Source organism: Paenibacillus sp. J22P277 (genome assembly GCF_059383675.1).
Window position 1 is genome coordinate 439,184 of record NZ_JBXENS010000007.1, and the last position, 17,049, is coordinate 456,232.

The window sequence follows — 17,049 nt, forward strand, 5'->3', positions numbered from 1 at the left end:
CGATCTTGGAACGGAAACGGGATTTTGGACTTCTCCCCGGCCCGTATTTTGGCCCAGAATGGGGCTATGAACGAGAAAGCAGACGGAAAGGAGAAGAAGAGGGCATGATTACCAAAGAAGCGGAGCTGCAGCGTCCGCCGGCGGAAAAGACTATTGTTCGCGGGAAGCGCAAAGGGAGGTTCAAGCACGGCGAGCTGTTCAGTTTGTCCGTACCGGGCTTGATTTATTTATTCATCTTCTCGTACGTTCCCATGTTCGGCATCGTCATCGCCTTCAAGAACTACCGCTACGACAAGGGCATTCTGGGCAGCGAATGGATCGGCCTCAAAAATTTCGAGTTCCTGTTCGCCTCCGAGAACGCCTGGCGCATCACGCGCAACACGGTGCTCTATTCCTTGACCTACATCGTCGTCGGCATGCTGATTGCCGTGACGTTCGCCATCCTGCTTACCCAAGTGGGGAAGAACTGGGTCAAGCTTCATCAGACGGTGCTGTTCCTGCCGTATTTCGTGTCTTGGGTCGTGGTCGGGTACATCGCGCTGGCGTTCCTCGACAATACATCGGGCTATCTGAATCAGCTGCTCGGTTATTTCGGACTAGCGCCGCGCAAGTGGTACTTCGAATCGGGTCCGTGGCCGTACATCCTGGTCATCGCGCATGAGTGGAAAAGCATCGGCTTCGCGACGCTGATTTATTTTGCCGGGCTGCTCGGCATTAATCAGGACTATTACGAGGCGGCCCGCATCGACGGGGCATCGAAGCTCCAGATGGTGCGGAAGATTACGCTGCCCCTGCTGCTGCCGCTGATGACCATCATGCTGATTCTGGCGATCGGCAATATATTCAGGGGCGATTTCGGCCTGCATTATTTCGTTCCGAACGATTCCGCCTTCGCGCTGCCGACCACGGACATCATCGATACGTACGTGTTCCGGTCCCTGCGCATGCTCGGCGACATCGGCATGTCCTCGGCAGCGGGCGTCTACCAATCCGTCGTGGGGTTCGTCCTCGTCCTCGCCGCCAATTACATCGTACGCAAAATCAATAACGAGAACGCACTGTTCTAGGAGGTGCCCGCGTGGGTCACAGCAAGAAGACGGCCGCCGTCATCAACTCGTGCTTTATCCTGCTAAGCCTGCTGATGATCATCCCGTTCGTATTGGTCATCTCGGTTTCGTTCACGGGCGAAGCTTCGCTTGCCCGGAACGGCTACCGGTTTATTCCGGATGCGTTCGAGCTGACCGCCTATCGGTATATTTTCAAGGCGCCCGACGTCATTCTCCGCTCCTACGGGGTTACGGCGCTGGTGACGCTGCTCGGCACGGCCGCCGGATTGCTGATGACGGCAATGATGGCGTACACGATATCCCGGCCGGACTACAAGTATAAGAATCTAACAAGCTTCTATGTGTTTTTTACGATGCTGTTCAGCGGGGGACTCGTCCCGTTCTATATGCTGATGACGCAGTACCTGCATGCCAAGGATACGCTGTGGGCGATGATTTTGCCGGGGCTGCTCAGCGCGTGGAACGTCATGATCCTAAGAGGCTTCTTCGCGAAAATCCCCATGGAAATCATCGAGTCGGCCAAGATGGACGGCGCGCGGGAGTGGCGGATATTCTTCACCGTCATCATTCCGCTCTCCACCCCGGCGCTTGCGACGATCGGATTGCTGATCGCGTTCGGGTATTGGAACGAATGGTTCAACGCGCTGCTGTTCATCGACGAGCAGAGCCTGGTTCCGCTGCAATTGCTGCTCGTCCGCATGATGAACAGCATGGAAGTGATGACGCAGAATTTAGCCTTGCTCGGCATCCCGGATCTCGATATTACCCAGTTCCCGACGATGTCCGCGCGCATGGTGATGGTGGTGCTGGCCGCCGGGCCGATGATGCTCGTCTTCCCGTTCTTCCAGCGCTACTTCGTGCAGGGGTTGACCGTCGGTTCGCTTAAGGGTTGACGGCAGGTACAGACAAGACCGGCAAGCTGCTATTCGGGTGGGTCTAATAACGGAGGGGCAAGCCAGACGAAAGGAGGGAAGGCACGCTGGCCGATTGCTGCCCATGTTATTATTTTCATACAAGCACGGTTCGATTAAGGGAGGTTTCATACAGATGAAGCAGTTGAAGAAGAAGGCATTCCGCCTCTCGTTGTTCGCGGTCGTACTGATGATCGCGTTGACGGGGTGCAGCAGCAAATCGAACAACGAGACGGCCACTAACAAGCCGGCGGACAACGGCACAGCCAATAATGCGCCAGCGGACAACGGCACGTCCGCCAATACGAATACGCCGGCTCCGGAGGCCGACGCGGAGAACGATGCGCTGCCGCCGGTCGAGCTTACCTGGTATTACGGGGTAAGCGCGCAGCAGCCCGGCCAGCAGGAAGTCGAGGACGCGGTCAATCAATACTTGAAGGACAATACCAAGTTGAACGCCACGGTGAAGCTGAAGCCGGTCGATTTCGGCAGCTACGATCAGAAGATGAACGTGACCATCGCATCCAACGAGAAGATGGATATCGTCTGGACGACGGGGTCCTGGCTGCTCAAATACAACGAGAACGTCAAGAAGGGCGCCTTCCTGGCGATCGACGACTTGCTGCCGAAATACGCGCCGCAGACGTTAAGCAGCCTCATGCCGGCGAAATTCTGGGAAGACGTGAAAGCGGATACGGACGGCAAGATCTATGCGGTGCCGAGCTATCAGGTCGCGGCCACTTCCTTCGGCTTCGTCTTCCAGAAGCGGTTCGTCGACAAGTACAACTTCGATATCGACAGCGTGAAGACGGAGGCCGACCTTGCGCCGTTCCTGGAGACGCTCAAGAAGAACGAGCCGGATGTCGTGCCGTTCGCCTTCCAAGCGGGCAATAACGGTCCGATCGACGGGAACCTGCGGGATTACGGTCCGGTCACGTATTACAAGAACGACCCGCACAAGAGCGTGGACAAACGCCAAACGCCGGAGTACAAGGCCTATCTGGACTTGATGCACGACTGGTATCAGAAAGGATACATCTACTCCGACCTGGCGACGGTCAAGGACTTCAACCAATTGATGGCGAAGGGCAACATCGCCGTCATGACGGACGTGACCTTCAAGCCGGGCGGCGAAGCGGGCTATCCGGCCAAGAACGGCGGCAACGAGGTCGTCCGGAAGGCCATTACCGATCCGCTCTTCACCGGGGTCACGACCTCGATGAACGCGATCAGCAAAGCCTCGAAGAATCCGGAGCGGGCGCTGATGCTGCTCGAGCTCGTCAACAACGACAAGAAGCTCTATGATCTGCTCTGCTACGGTATCGAAGGCAAGCATTACACCGTGGCGAACGGCGTGTATACCCCTGTCGAGAACTCGACCTATGCGCCGCAAGTGGATTGGGTGTTCGGCAATCAATTCAACGGCCTGCTGCGTCCGGGCCAGCCGACCGACGTCTTCGGGCAGACGAAGCAGCTGAACGAACAAGCCGAGATTCATCCGATCAACGGCTTCAAATTCGACGATTCGAGCTTGAAGACGGAAGTCGCCGCCGTCGCCGCCGTGCAGGCGGAGTACGCGGTGCCGCTCGAGACGGGAACGGCCGATCCGAACGAAGTGCTGCCGAAGTATCTGGATGCGCTGAAGAAAGCGGGCAGCGACAAAATCCAAGCCGAGCTGAACAAGCAGCTCGCGGATTGGGCCGCGAAGAACGGCAAGTAGTGTCAGAGGACGGACATTCGTTCGATTGCAGGAGAGCCGCATCCCTAACGAGTGTCCGTTTCTATAGGCAAGGTATAAGCGCATGGCCGAAAGGGTGCGAAGCGAAAACAAAAGGAGGAAAAGTTGATGAAGGCAACACTTCCCGGAAGCGTCTCCTCAATGATTGGAAAGCGCTTACCGAAATTCGGCTTGATGATGTTGGCAGGTGCAATCCTGCTATCGGGTTTTGTTTTTGCGAGCGACACCGCTCAAGCGTCTCCGACCGTTTATTACGTGGCGAAGAACGGAAACGACAGCTGGAACGGAACCTCCGCGGACTTCGTATCCGGCTCTGCCGGGCCCTTCCTGACGATTCAGAAATGCGCGGCCATCGCGGCTCCCGGAGATACGTGCGCCGTTCGCGCAGGGGTTTACCGGGAAACGGTCAAGCCGGCCGGCTCCGGTACGGCCGCAGCCCCGATCACGTTCCAGCCGTATCAGAACGAAAGCGTGACCGTTGACGGAACGGATATCGTGACGTCCGGGTGGACGCCGAAAAGCGGCAGTACCGGCATTTATCAAACGAACATCGCCTTGAACCCGGCGCTGTTCGCCAATCAATTGTTCGTGGACGGCAGCATGATGACGCAGGCCCGCTGGCCCAATACGAGCGGTCAGCTGATGTATCCGACTCTGGCCGCAGCCGAGGCGAATACGACGACGGGGACCTCGACCGAGACGGTGTACGATGCCCATTTGCCGAATCTGGATTTGACGGGCACGAAGGTGTGGATTTTGGGAGGCGCGCAATTTACGGCTCATTCCGGCACGATCTCGGCGAGCTCGCCCGGCTCCTTTACGTTCAATCAGCCGATGGCCGGCTGCGCGAGCCTGTGTTCGAAGCCCGGCAGCCGCTATTTCCTGTTCGGCTCGTTGCCCTTCCTCGATGCGCCGTCCGAATTCCATTATGACGGCGACTCGCAAACGCTCTACTTGCAAACGACCGACAATACCGATCCGTCGACCCATACGGTTCAAGTCAAGCAGCGCCAATACGGGTTCGATCTTGCCGGCCGTTCCTTCGTGCAAATCAAGGGCTTCCGTTTGTTCGCGACGACGATATTCACGGACAGCGCCAGCAGAAACAACGTGATCGACGGCATCAACGCGCAGTATCCTTCGCATTATATCGAGATTCCCGACGATCCGAGGAACGGTCCTTATGCTTCGCATAATTACGATACGGGAATCATCATGGACGGGTTGACGAACACGCTCAAAAACAGCACGATCGCCTACAGCGCGGGCAATGGCGTGGCGCAGATCGGCCGGTTCAACGTCATTACGAACAATCTGATTCACGACGTCAATTACGCCGGCACCTACAATTCGCCTATCCGGTTCCTGGGGGCCGGCGTCGACGTGACCGCCACGTACAACACGATCTATAATACCGGCCGCGACGGCATGATCGGCGGCGGACTGCGCAATCGGGTCGCGTACAACAACATTTACAATTATGGCTTGATCGCCAATGATCTGGGAGGCTTCTACACGTGCTGCGGCTCCACGCTCGGAACCGGATCGAGCATCGACCACAACTGGGTGCATGACGACAAATCCGGCGGCGGCGTAGGCATCTATATCGACAACGGCGCGTCGCAATTCCTCATTCATCATAACGTGTCTTGGAACAACAACGGCGCAGGCATGATATTGAACGGCTTGACCACCGGCAAGAGCCAAGGCAATAAAGTGTACAACAATACGCTCGGAGGCGGCCAAACGAAAAGCATCGGTTCCGCGGGAGTCGTCAACTCGGCGGACACCGTCGTGCAAAACAATATATTCCTCGGACCGACGGATCCGATGCCGGGCGGATCGATGTTTGTTAACAATCTGACTCCTCCGGCAAATCCGTTATTCGTCGACGGGACGACGTCTAATTTCCATCTGCAGACCGGATCGCCTGCCATTAACGCGGGAGCGGCCGTGCCGGGGATCACGGATGGCTACAGCGGCGCGGCGCCGGATCAAGGCGCGTATGAATTCGGGCAATACGATTGGGTCCCGGGCTGCAACTTCAACGGCTACGGAAGCTCGTGCAGCCCGACGAACAAGGTTTCGAATCCCGGCTTCGAACAAGGAACGGCTGGCTGGCATGCGGCCGGAGGCGCGATCGCGACCGCCCCGGATGCCCATAGCGGCACGTCTTCGTTGAAAGTATACAACCGCACCGGCGCATCCAACAGCGCAAGACAAAGTCTGCCGATCGAAAACGGCAAAACGTACACGTTTTCCGCCTTTGCGAAATTGGGTTCCGGAACCGATTCGGCCTACATGGTGCTTGAAGTCGTCAGCGGAGGCCAAACGTCTTGGATCCAGCTGGCTTCGAACCCGATCAATTCGATGTCATGGGCGCAATTGACGCGCACCTATACGTTTAATCTGGCCGCCCCGATTACCGCCGCCAATCTTTATGTCCAGACCGGCACCTCGCTCGCGGACTTGTACGTGGACGACATGTTCGCGGATGAATTCAAAACGAGATTGACCCCGCCGGGCATGTACGTGGACAAAACGAAGCTGAACGCCGCGATATCCACTGCGCAGGCGCTGTATGACGGCGCGGCGGAAGGAAGCGAGCCCGGCCAGTATCCCGCAGGCTCCAAAGCGGAATTGCTGTCCGTCATCCAGGATGGGCAGACGGCCGCGGCCGATTCGAATGCATCGGAGGATGCGGTCGACGGTGCGGTGCGCACCTTGAATACCGCAATCGTCGCCTTCCGATCGTCCCATAATTTGGACGCTACCGTGATCGTCGACGTGAACGACATGCTAGACGACCAAGCGGGCTGGGATGCCGATCCGGGCAGCTTGAATTTCTCGGGCGACAGTGTCGTTTTTACGCCGGCGACGGCTCGGACAGTATTTGGCTATACGGGAGCCAAAATCAAGCATAACGAGATCGTGCGGTTCAAGGCGAAACTCGATACGTCCAATGGCCTGCAGGCTTTCGGCATACGGGCGACCAATACGAACAAGCCGGCATGGGAATCGAACAGCCAGTACTTGATCGTGGTGAAGACGGCCGTCATCGAAGTGCAGAAGTGGTATGGCGGCAATCTGATCGTGAAGAGCATACCGAATACGTTTCTGCAGAGCGGCATATGGCATACGGTTCAACTGGGAGCGATCGATACGCACGAAGGCGTGCAAGTCATCATGAACGTGGACGGGACCGAGGTCGTCAACTGGACGGACACGAACAATCCGATTCAGGATGAAGGGTATTTCGAAGTGTACGGGTCGACGCCGCTTTCGCCGATCGCGATCGGAAGCATCGAATCGCCCGATACGACGGCGCCCGTGACGACGGCGGCCCTGTCTCCGGCGCAGCCGGACGGACAAAACGGCTGGTACGTTGGGCCGGTCACCGTAACGTTGACGGCGGAAGACGGCAAGTCGGGCGCGGCGGACAGCGAGTACAGTTTGGATAACGGGGAAACCTGGCAACCATACGAGAGCCCGTTCATGGTCGATCAAGAAGGCCGTACCGTCATCGGCTATCGTTCGACGGACAGCGCGGGCAACGCGGAAGAAGCGCGAACGTTAACCATTCCGATCGATAGGACGGCGCCGACGGCGGAAGTCGGGTACAGCACCGCAGCGCCAACCTCCGGCAGCGTGGTCGCGACGATCGCGCCAAGCGAGCAGGTAACGGTCACCAACAACGGAGGATCGGGCAGCTATACATTCCAAAGCAACGGCAGCTTTACGTTCGAGTTCGTAGACAACGCCGGCCATCCGGGAACGGTCACGGCTGGGGTGTCGAACATTGCGATTAGAAGCACAGGCGCGCCGGGAAAACCCGTCCTATCGAGCGATAACGGGTACGATACGGGAATTATGGACGGAAGCTACGCGGTCGCCATGAATATGTGGTGGGGCAATAACGGCGACGTCTATAAGCTGTACGAGAACGACGTGCTGATCGATACGCAAACGCTGACCGACGATTCGCCGAACGCGCAATCCGCCGTCAAGTCCGTGAGCGGCAGGAAAAACGGCACGTACCGCTACTATGCCGAGCTTACCAACGCTTACGGTACGACGAGAAGCGACGATCTGACCGTAAACGTCGCGCAGGCGGCGCCGGCCAAACCGGTGCTCTCCAATGACGATTGGGACGGCGACGGCAGTTTCAACGTGAACATGAACATGTGGTGGGGCACGAACGGCGCGACCTACCGTCTGTACGAGAACGGCGCGCTGATCGATACGCAGACGCTCGCCGATCTTACGCCGCAGGCACAATCGGCCGCAACGCCGATCGCGGGCCGGCCTGCGGGCGTCTACGAGTATCGGTGCGAGATCGAGAACGATGCAGGGTCGACCTCCAGCGAAGTCATGGTCGTTCGCGTGAACTAGCTAGTTGCTTTTGCTTCGGAAGTAAAGGGCTGTTCCGGGATCTACGCGGATCCCGGGATCGTCCTTTTTTCGCGGGGACCTTTGCCGAGTCTATTACGTAGGAGGAAATGACATGCGAGTAAACTATCGCCTGCGCGCAGGCTTAGATCATGCAGCCGAGAAGCTGCAGGCAGGCGCGCGAAAGTTCACGGTCGCGTTTATCGGCGGCTCGGTCACGGAAGGCGCGGGAGCCTCGCACGCGGATCGCACCAGCTATCGCGCGCTGACGGAGCAATATTTGATGCGTCGGTACCCCGAGGTTGCGTTCACGTTCGTGAATGCGGCCGTCGGAGGGACGGATTCGGTCTATGGCGCCTATCGATTCCGGGAGCATGTCCTGAAGCAAGGAACGGTCGATCTGTTGTTCGTCGAATTCGCGGTGAACGATGCCGGCGATCGGACGGCGTCGCTCCGGGCCATGGAAGGAATCGTGCGGCAGGCCAAGCGGTCGAATCCGCGGATGGATATTTGTTTTCTATACTCGCCGAATACGTCCGGCTTGCAGCTGTTTCGCGAGAAGGGCAGGGTCCAGCCCGCGATCGAACACCATGAGGAAGTCGCGGCGTATTACGGGCTTCCCTCCGTCTCGATCGCACGGAGCATCTACGAGGGCATTGCGGCCGGCGAGCTGCGGTGGGAGGATTTCAGCGGCGACGAGGTGCATCCGAACGATGCGGGCTTCAGCCTGTACGGCGGCCTCGTCGAAGCGTTTCTGCAGGAAACGCTCGGACATCGGTCGGACGGCAGCGCCGGTCCTGATGAAGCCGCCGTCCTGCCGCTGCCGCTGGAACCCTCGTGCTATGAGCATGCGGAGCTGCTTTCTCCCGGTTCGGCGGAGCCTTCTCCGGACTGGCGGCATGAGCGCCCTTGGATCTTCGAGCGGGTTTGTTATTGGAAGCTGCCTGACGAGGCCCTGATCGGAGAAACGGCCGGAGCAAGCTTCAGATTGAATTTCACCGGATCCGCAGTCGGCTTCGTGGTGTTGGCCGGCATGGACCTCGGCGACATCGAATACGCGATCGATGGGGGCCCTTACGAGCGGATATCGCTCTTTGATTCGAGATGCACGCAGTTTTACCGCCCGAAAACCGTCCTGCTCGCGGAGGATCTGATGCCCGGCAGGCATGCGGTAGACATTCGGATCGCAGCCGATAAGCCCGCGTCCAGCACGGGCCTTTCCGTTCGCATGCTTTATTTTATGGTTCATGCATGACGGGGCAGATTGCATTTTACGTTGCTCTTCAAGGCGACGATGCCTGCGAGGGCAGCGCGGAACGGCCGTTTCGGACGTTGAACCGGGCGCAGAAGGCCGTTGATTTTTTGAAGTCGCCCGACCGGTTTCATCTGGACGAGGAAGCAGGCATGCTCTACTACTGGCCGATGGACGGAAGTCAGCCGCCTGACGGTTCCGTCTGCGCGCCGCGCTTAACCAGGCTGATCGAGCTGAACGGAACGGACGCCGATCATCCGCTGCGTGAGTTCGCATTGAGGGCTTTTCGCTGCAGATGACGGATACCTTCGCGGAATTCCGCATGCCGCGGGAGAACGAGGAAATCGCCGCCCAGCGGGAGGGATTGATCTATGCGAATCATGCCCGGAAGGTGACGATACAGTGCTGCGACATCGCGATGTCGGGCAGCTGCGGCATCTATCTGGACCATTACGCGGAGCAGACGACCATCGTTCATAACCGGTTATCGGATATGGGCTACTGCGGCGTTATCGCTACCGGGTTCGCGCCGGGGCAAGGGGACTTCGCTTCGGCGGAAGCCTCCGGTACCAACGGCGGCCATCGCATAACCGCATCGCCCATATGCCGAGGTACGGGATTTCCATGAAAGGTCTCCGTCACAAATCCATGCCTGCCAGCCTCTATGGCATTCCGGTCACCTGGGAGAACCATTGGGATTTTCTCCACGCGCGCAATAACCGCATTGCGTACAACGATATTTCGCAGGTGATGGAGGACAGTCAGGACGGCGGGTTGATCGAATCGTGGGGCGTCGGTCTCGGCAACGTCATTCACGGCAACTGGCTGCACGACAGCGGCATCCACTTCTTGTTCGGCTTCGGCATCCACCTCGACGATGCCTCCGACGGATTCGCGGTCACGAACAATGTAATGCATGGTTTGTACGCGACGGGGAGCGGCCGGCTGTGAATGCTCATATTCGCGAAGGGCATCGGTAACGGGATCCGCAACAATCTGCTGGTGGGAAATCCGGATGCGATCGCCGCGATCGGAACGATGGAGATGGCGGGCGAAGCCAATAAGCTGGTGCGCGTGGAGAACAATATCGTTTTCGATTGCATGCTGTACTACTTCGTGAATTGGGCTCCCGATCGCTACGCATTCGCAGACAGCAATGTCTATTGGAACGGCGGCTTAGCCTGCCTGATCGGCGGGGAGCTGCCGCTGGCGGCGGCGGGAACCGATTTTCGGAAGCGGTCGATTTATACGTTCGAGGCGCGGAGGAAGCTCGATAACGGGCGCTTCGATGCTCGGACCGTACTGGCCGATCCGTTGTTCGCGAACCTAGCCGAGGGGGATTACCGGCTGCGGCCGGATTCGCCGGCCTATCGGTTAGGGTGGCAGGACCTCGAGTTTGATCGCATCGGCCCGCAAAACCCGCGCGCAACCGCGGTCATGCAGGCCGAAAGAAAGAACGATTGACCGTTCGTTTCGACACCGAATTCGTGCCGACGCCGGCAGGGGCGCCCGGGAATAAAGCAGACGCAAACAGGAGTCTCGGCATCCGCCGGAATTCCTGTTTTTTTTCGCGCGATTCGAGGAAGTCATAAAAACGCTAACATCGGCACATTCCTTCATAGTCACTCCGGAAAGCGAACGGTATCCTTAGGATGCATGTCAGGTCGATTCAGAGATAAAAGGAGATGAAGGAATGAGCAGAAAGTTCACTGGGCTGAAGACGCTGAGCCTCATGAGTCTGGCGCTGGGCTGCTTGGGCGGGTCGCTTGCGGCGCCGATGCAAGCCGGCGCGGAAGCCGGGGGCGGTTCGGGCGGCACGTTGGGCGCCACGACGATCATGCAGGCGCACGATGCGATTTCGGTCGACGGAGTCGTGGACGTACGCGGCGAGTGGGGCGATGCGAACGCCATCGCGCTGAACGGAATCACGGACGGAGACGGAAACGCCCACGGCGCCGAGATCTACTTTCGCTACGACGCCGACAATCTTTACATAGGCGCGATCGTGCAGGATCCCACGCCGATGATCAACGAGAAGACGGGCAGCGGCATCTGGGACGGAGACAACATGGAGCTGTTCATCGGCACGGAGGACGTGGATTTAAGCCAATTCCCGGACAAAGCCAACACGATGCTGGCAAGCGACGTCCAGCTCGTCCTCAGCGGAAGCGTCAGCAACGGTCCGCAATCGTACCTCTATCGCGGCTCGGAGTTCACGTTCCCGGCCTTCCAGTTGGCGGCGAAGAGAGCGGCGGACAAGAAGAGCTATACGCTCGAAGCCGCGGTACCGCTTAGCGAGCTCGGCATTACGGAGCCATGGGACCATAAGCAAATCCGGTTGAACGCGGTCTTGAACGACGGCGGCTCCAGCGGCAGGGGACAGTGGGGCTGGACGACGACGGGAGAATCCGTGAAGAAAAACCGCGGCTTATGGGGAATGGCCAATTTGGAGGCCGGCACGGCTCCCGAAAGCAACATTACCGCGCAAGTAAGTGTAAGCGATTCCAATCAAATCACGGTGTCCGGCCGGACGACGGGCGCGGCGGGCAAGGACGTGACGCTGCTGGTTGCCGATCCTAACGGAACGACCGCTTACGTCGGACAGGCGAAGAGCGACGCCGCGGGGAATTATGCCTTCGTCTTCCCGATCACGAAGGGCAATGGCTATGCCGACGGGACGTATACGGCGACCGTGGGCGGGGATGGCGTTACCCGCCCGGCGAGCGCGACGTTCTCGTTCGCGCCGGGCGATCCCGTCCCGGCGACGCCGCCATATACGGGCGGTCCGCCTGTTACGCCGCCGCCGGCTACCGGCACGGACGGAGGCAGCGGGGATCAGCCGGGAACGGGCGGAGACGACCGCCCGGACAACGGCCAGGCGCCGGTCCTGCGCGATATTTCCGGCCATTGGGCGGAAGCCGCGATCAAGCGGGCCGCGGAGCTCGGCATCGTGAACGGATACGAGGATCGCACCTTCCTGCCGAACCGTCCGGTAACGCGGGGCGAATTCGCGGTCATGCTGAGCCGGGCCCTTAAGCCGGAAGCGGGCGGAGCGCTCGAATTCAAGGATGCGGCAAGCATACCGGCATGGGCGGCCGACGCGGTCGGCAGCGCGGTTGCGGCGGGCTGGATTTCCGGCTACGAGGACAACACGTTCCGAGCCGACCGGCAGATTACCCGCGCCGAGCTTGCGACGATGGCGGTCCGCGCGCTGGGCTGGGAGCCGAATGCGGCGCTGGCGCCTGCATTTGCCGATGCAGCTGCCATCCCTGCGTGGGCCCGTCCGTACGTGGCGATGGCCGCGGAACGGAAGCTCGTGAACGGAAGAGGCGACAATTCGTTCGTGCCGAACGGAATCGCCACCCGCGCGGAAGCGGCCGAATTGTTGATGAGAATGTTGGATGCCAAGACGACTGAGGGAGGTTAAGGGAATGACAGCGAGCAAGCGATGGAAGTTTGCCCTGACGGCGATAGCGGCCGCGTTAACGCTGCAAATGTCCGGGCTCGGCGGTTATGCGTCCGGGACGGCGTCGGCGGATGCGTCGGCGGAAGCGGGCGCGATCTATTACGTGGATTCCGCCGCGGGCGACGACGCGAGCGCCGGGACGGACGCGGATCATCCGTGGAAGACGCTCCAACACGTCAGCGTCGAAGGCGGCATGGGCGCATTCCACCCCGGCGATCGGATCCTGCTGAAATCGGGCGGCGTGTGGAACGAACGGTTCGAAATGAAGTTCTCCGGCAGCCCGGACGCGCAGATCACGGTCAGCTCTTACGGCGGCGATACGAAGCCGGTCATCAACGGCGGCGGTCTCGATGCCGCGGTCAAGATCGAGAACCAGCAGTACGTCACGCTGGAGAACATCGAGATCACGAACTACAACGCGGCGGCTCCGGACGATTACAAGACCGTGTTCCACAAACGCTCCGGCGTGTGGCTCATGGCTTATCACAACGGGCCGATGAGCGGCATCCAATTGAAGGGCTTGGACATCCACGACGTGACGGGACTGTCGGTCAGCGGCGAGGACTGGGTGGACGATCCGGACAACGACAATCCCGAGACGAAGATCAACAAGAACTTCAACGCGGCGATCATGGTCAACGCCTGGGAGTGGGAGAACGTCGACCCCGACAAGCACGGCTACTACAAAGACCTGCTGATCGAGAACAACAACATCCACGATATCCGCACGATCGGCATCAACATGGACGGCTACCAGAACGATCTCGCGATGTATCACCAGAACGTGATCATCCGGGGCAACACGATCAACAAGACGGGCTCCGACGGCATCGTCGTCGGCGTCGCCCATAACCCGATCATCGAGAACAACGCCGTGTACGACGTCGGCATCAATTCCTACGATTTCAAATGGATCGCCGGCATCTGGGTATGGAAGTCGAACGGCGCGACGTTCCGTCACAACGAGGTCGCCCGCGTGCATTTCCTGAATGCCGCATCGGCGGATTCCTCGGCGTTCGATACGGATATCCAAGCGCAGGGCGACCATGTCTTCGAATACAATTATTCGCATGACAACACGGGCGGATTCGTTATGGACATGGGCCAATTGACGAACGGGACCAACTACTACCGCTACAACGTCAGCCGCAACGACATGCACAACCGCTCCTCTGGGCGTACCGTGGAAGTGAGCGACCCGGGCGTCTTCTACAACAACGTCTTCTACAACGACATCGGAAACGGCGGCGTCATCCTGTCGAACAACCCGAAGACGACCTACGTCAACAACATTTTCTATACGACGCAAGGCAACGCGCCTTATCCGGCGGCTCCGGCGTTCTACAACAACGATTTCTTCGGCGCGACCCCGCCGAGCCAGGGCTTGCGCAACCTGACGGACGATCCGATGTTCGTCGACCCGTCGGGCGGAGACGGCATGGACAAGACGGCGGGCTTCAAGCTGAACGCCAATTCCCCGCTGATCGGCGCAGGCCGGATCGTCGCGGATAACGGCGGCAAGGATATGTTCGGCAATCCGCTCTACGCGGGTTCGCCGGATATCGGGTTGTTCGAGGACCCGGCCAGCACGATCGCGGACACGACGGCGCCGGCCCAACCGACCGGATTGCAGGTCAAGAGCCGGACGGACACGTCGGTGACGCTGTCCTGGACGTCGGACGATAACGGCGTGCCGACGGACGCGGACGTCTACGACGCGGCGACCGATGCGAAGCTTGCCTCGGTCATCATGAAGAATACCGCGACGCTGACGGGACTTACGGCCGAGACGGATTATTCCTTCTATGTCGTGGTCCGCGATTTCTCCGGCAACGCGTCGGAAGCGAGCGCTCCGATTGATGCCCGGACGACGGCGGCGGCCGTCGTCGTGGACGATCCGGCGGCAGCGGTGGACGGAACCTGGTCGGCGGGCACGGGCGGATCTTCCGTCGGCACCGGCTACCTGTACAGCGGCAACGGCAGCGGATCCAAGACGATTACGTGGACGCCGACTTTGCCGCATGACGGATACTATGCGGTGTATTACTGGCTTCCGCAGCGCGGCTCCGGCGACGTCTGGTCGACGAACGCGGCCTTCGACGTCATGTTCGACGGCGGCTCGAAGTCGTACGGCGTCAACGAGTACACCGCGGCGAAAGGAAGCTGGGTGCTGCTCGGCATCCATCGGTTCAAGGCCGGAGCGGCGGGTTCCGTCGCGCTCAGCGACCTGTCCGACGACAAAGTCGTCGGGGATGCCGTGAAGTTCCAATACCTGGCCGATTTCGGAGCGGCCGGCATCAAGCAGGCGACGCTGACTCCGGAGGCGCGGCAGCTGGAAGTCGGCGGCACGTCGGCGCTGAACGTCATCGGGACGGACGACACGGGATTGGCGCTTGACCTGAAGGCGGACGGTTTCGCTGTGCAATACATTTCCGATGCCCCATCCGTCGCATCCGTATCGAGCGACGGCGTAGTGACCGCGGTCGCGGCAGGCACGGCGCATATTCAAGCGAACGTGACCTTGAACGGCAGCACGGTCGCAACCAATACGGCGACCGTCTATATCGGCAGCGGATTGACCGTGTTCGCGCCGGTCTATGCGAATGCCGACGGCGCTCCGGTGACGTCGCTCCAGCCGAACGGCGTCGTGAACGTCTCGGCTGCGGTCGCCAATTTTACGGCCAAGGACCAGAACGTCACGTTGATCGTCGGCCTGTACAACGCGAACGGCCTGCTGCTGTCGGCCGTGCAGGGCGCGTACGTGAAGAGCGGCGGCAACGGCACGCTGACCGCGACCTTGAATCTGCCGGCCGATACGCAAGGCGCGACGATTCGGGCCTTCGTATGGGATGGCAAGGACCGGATGCATCCGCTCGCGTCCGGCACCGTATTTCCGAACTAATCACGGCAGATTCGACTAAATTGCTTCATTCGTCTCCATCGTAAGGTTAATCAACCGGCTTGAAGCCGCTCGCGGGAAGGAAGATTCGCACATGGGAAACGCTGCCTTGAAAACGCCGACGCGCCCGCTTGCAGGTCCGGCGCCTATATTCCTCCGAAAGCGGCTTCAGGTCCTCGCGTTATCCGGGGCCGTGCTGCTGCTGGCGATCGCGGCCGCCGTGCTCCTGCATGCCAGGGGAGGCGGCCAAGGGCTTCGCATCGCCGCGACCGTCAACGGCGTGCCGATCGAATCGGAAGAGCTGGCGCAAGCAATGTCGGAACAACGGGCGACCACGGCCGCCTACTTCAAAGCGAAGTATGATGCCGACGCCGGCGCGGAGTTCTGGACGACGTCGTTCGGGGGAGAAGTCCCGCTCGGGAAGCTGAAGCGGGATGCGCTCGCGCAGACCGTGAAGCTCAAACTGCAGCAAGCGATGGCCGAACGGGAGGGATTGACGGACGATATCTCGTACGCGACGTTCCTGCAACGGCTGAAGGCCGAGAACCGGCGAAGGGCGGGAGCGGGCGATGGCGAGGCTGGCGTGTACGGGCCGAAGCAGTACGGCGAAGCGGCTTATTACAGCCTGCTGAACGCCAATCTGATCGGCGCGCTCAAGGCCAAGCTGGAAGGCGGCATGACCTGGTCGGACGACGAGCTGCGCGCGTATTACGAGGCGCATGCCGCGGACCAATTCACGGAGCGGACGTCGGTGAGCGCCGACGTCGTCTCCGTCTCCTTCGCGCAGGGTTCCTCGTTGTCCGAGACCGAGGCGGAGGCCGTCATGAAGGCGATCGCGAAGAAGATCGACGCCGGCCTGTCCGCGGCCGACGCGGCAGCGGGTTTCGAGGGCCAAGCGACGGTCTCGGCCGTCCAAGCGGACGGCGACACCGCCCGCGGGGCGGCGCTTCGGACGCCGGTGCTCGCCTCGAAGATGCAGGACCTTCAAGCCGGCCGGCATACCGATATGTTCGCGGAGAACGGCGCTTATGTCCTGGCGGTCGCGACGAACCGCGCGCAAGGCAAGGTCCATCCGTTCGAGGAAGTCCGGGACGGCATCGCGACGCAGCTGGCCGAAGAAGCCTACGATGCGCGCGTGGCCGAGGCCGTCGCGAGCGCGGCGGTCGTAATCGATCATTCGATTTATGATCGGATGAAGCTTGAATCGCAATGAAAAAATGCTATAGTTGTGCAATATTTGGAATTTAATGGAATCCATGCAGTCCGTTTCCTCCAGGAGGCGGGCTGTATTTTTTAATTCCGTGTGCTACTCTATGGATATGCGGGC

General features: G+C 59.9%; 12 protein-coding genes. All 12 read left to right on the forward strand.

Going from position 1 to position 17,049, the window contains the following annotated elements; genetic code table 11:
* Positions 1–104 precede the first annotated feature (104 nt).
* The 12 genes from AC50YL_RS25845 to AC50YL_RS25900 all read left to right on the forward strand — a co-directional run bounded on the left by AC50YL_RS25845 (position 105) and on the right by AC50YL_RS25900 (position 16,935).
* A complete protein-coding gene (locus tag AC50YL_RS25845) occupies positions 105–1,067 on the forward strand; it encodes an ABC transporter permease (RefSeq protein WP_494835762.1) in 963 nt (320 codons plus the stop codon).
* An 11-nt stretch (positions 1,068–1,078) separates the two neighbouring features.
* Positions 1,079–1,960, forward strand: a complete 882-nt coding sequence (locus tag AC50YL_RS25850) for a carbohydrate ABC transporter permease (RefSeq protein WP_494835764.1) — start codon at positions 1,079–1,081, stop codon at positions 1,958–1,960.
* Positions 1,961–2,114: 154 nt separating this feature from the next.
* The gene (locus AC50YL_RS25855; RefSeq protein WP_494835766.1) at positions 2,115–3,698 is read left to right on the forward strand and encodes an ABC transporter substrate-binding protein; all 1,584 of its coding nucleotides are present in this window, start codon (positions 2,115–2,117) and stop codon (positions 3,696–3,698) included.
* Positions 3,699–3,857: 159 nt separating this feature from the next.
* Positions 3,858–8,108 carry an OmpL47-type beta-barrel domain-containing protein gene (locus tag AC50YL_RS25860; RefSeq protein ID WP_494835768.1) on the forward strand — a complete coding sequence of 1,417 codons (4,251 nt, stop codon included), beginning with the start codon at positions 3,858–3,860 and terminating at the stop codon, positions 8,106–8,108.
* Between the two features lie 112 nt (positions 8,109–8,220).
* On the forward strand, positions 8,221–9,360 hold the full coding sequence (locus AC50YL_RS25865; RefSeq protein ID WP_494835769.1) for an SGNH/GDSL hydrolase family protein: 1,140 nt from the start codon (positions 8,221–8,223) through the stop codon (positions 9,358–9,360).
* Entirely contained in the window at positions 9,357–9,656 is a 300-nt protein-coding gene (locus tag AC50YL_RS25870; protein ID WP_494835770.1) for a hypothetical protein, read from the forward strand. Before AC50YL_RS25865 ends, AC50YL_RS25870 begins: the two co-directional genes overlap by 4 nt.
* Positions 9,653–9,985, forward strand: a complete 333-nt coding sequence (locus AC50YL_RS25875; protein WP_494835771.1) for a hypothetical protein — start codon at positions 9,653–9,655, stop codon at positions 9,983–9,985. The genes AC50YL_RS25870 and AC50YL_RS25875 overlap by 4 nt, the downstream gene beginning before the upstream one ends.
* Entirely contained in the window at positions 9,982–10,308 is a 327-nt protein-coding gene (locus AC50YL_RS25880; RefSeq protein ID WP_494835773.1) for a hypothetical protein, read from the forward strand. Before AC50YL_RS25875 ends, AC50YL_RS25880 begins: the two co-directional genes overlap by 4 nt.
* Positions 10,309–10,821: a hypothetical protein gene (locus tag AC50YL_RS25885; RefSeq protein WP_494835774.1), complete on the forward strand. Its 513-nt coding sequence runs from the start codon at positions 10,309–10,311 to the stop codon at positions 10,819–10,821.
* Positions 10,822–11,050: 229 nt separating this feature from the next.
* Positions 11,051–12,784, forward strand: coding sequence for an S-layer homology domain-containing protein (locus AC50YL_RS25890; protein WP_494835775.1), 1,734 nt, complete (start codon positions 11,051–11,053; stop codon positions 12,782–12,784).
* Between the two features lie 4 nt (positions 12,785–12,788).
* On the forward strand, positions 12,789–15,725 hold the full coding sequence (locus AC50YL_RS25895; protein ID WP_494835776.1) for a golvesin C-terminal-like domain-containing protein: 2,937 nt from the start codon (positions 12,789–12,791) through the stop codon (positions 15,723–15,725).
* 91 nt (positions 15,726–15,816) lie between these two features.
* Complete coding sequence (locus AC50YL_RS25900; protein ID WP_494835777.1) at positions 15,817–16,935, forward strand: peptidyl-prolyl cis-trans isomerase; 1,119 nt, start codon at positions 15,817–15,819, stop codon at positions 16,933–16,935.
* The last annotated feature ends 114 nt before the right edge of the window (positions 16,936–17,049 follow it).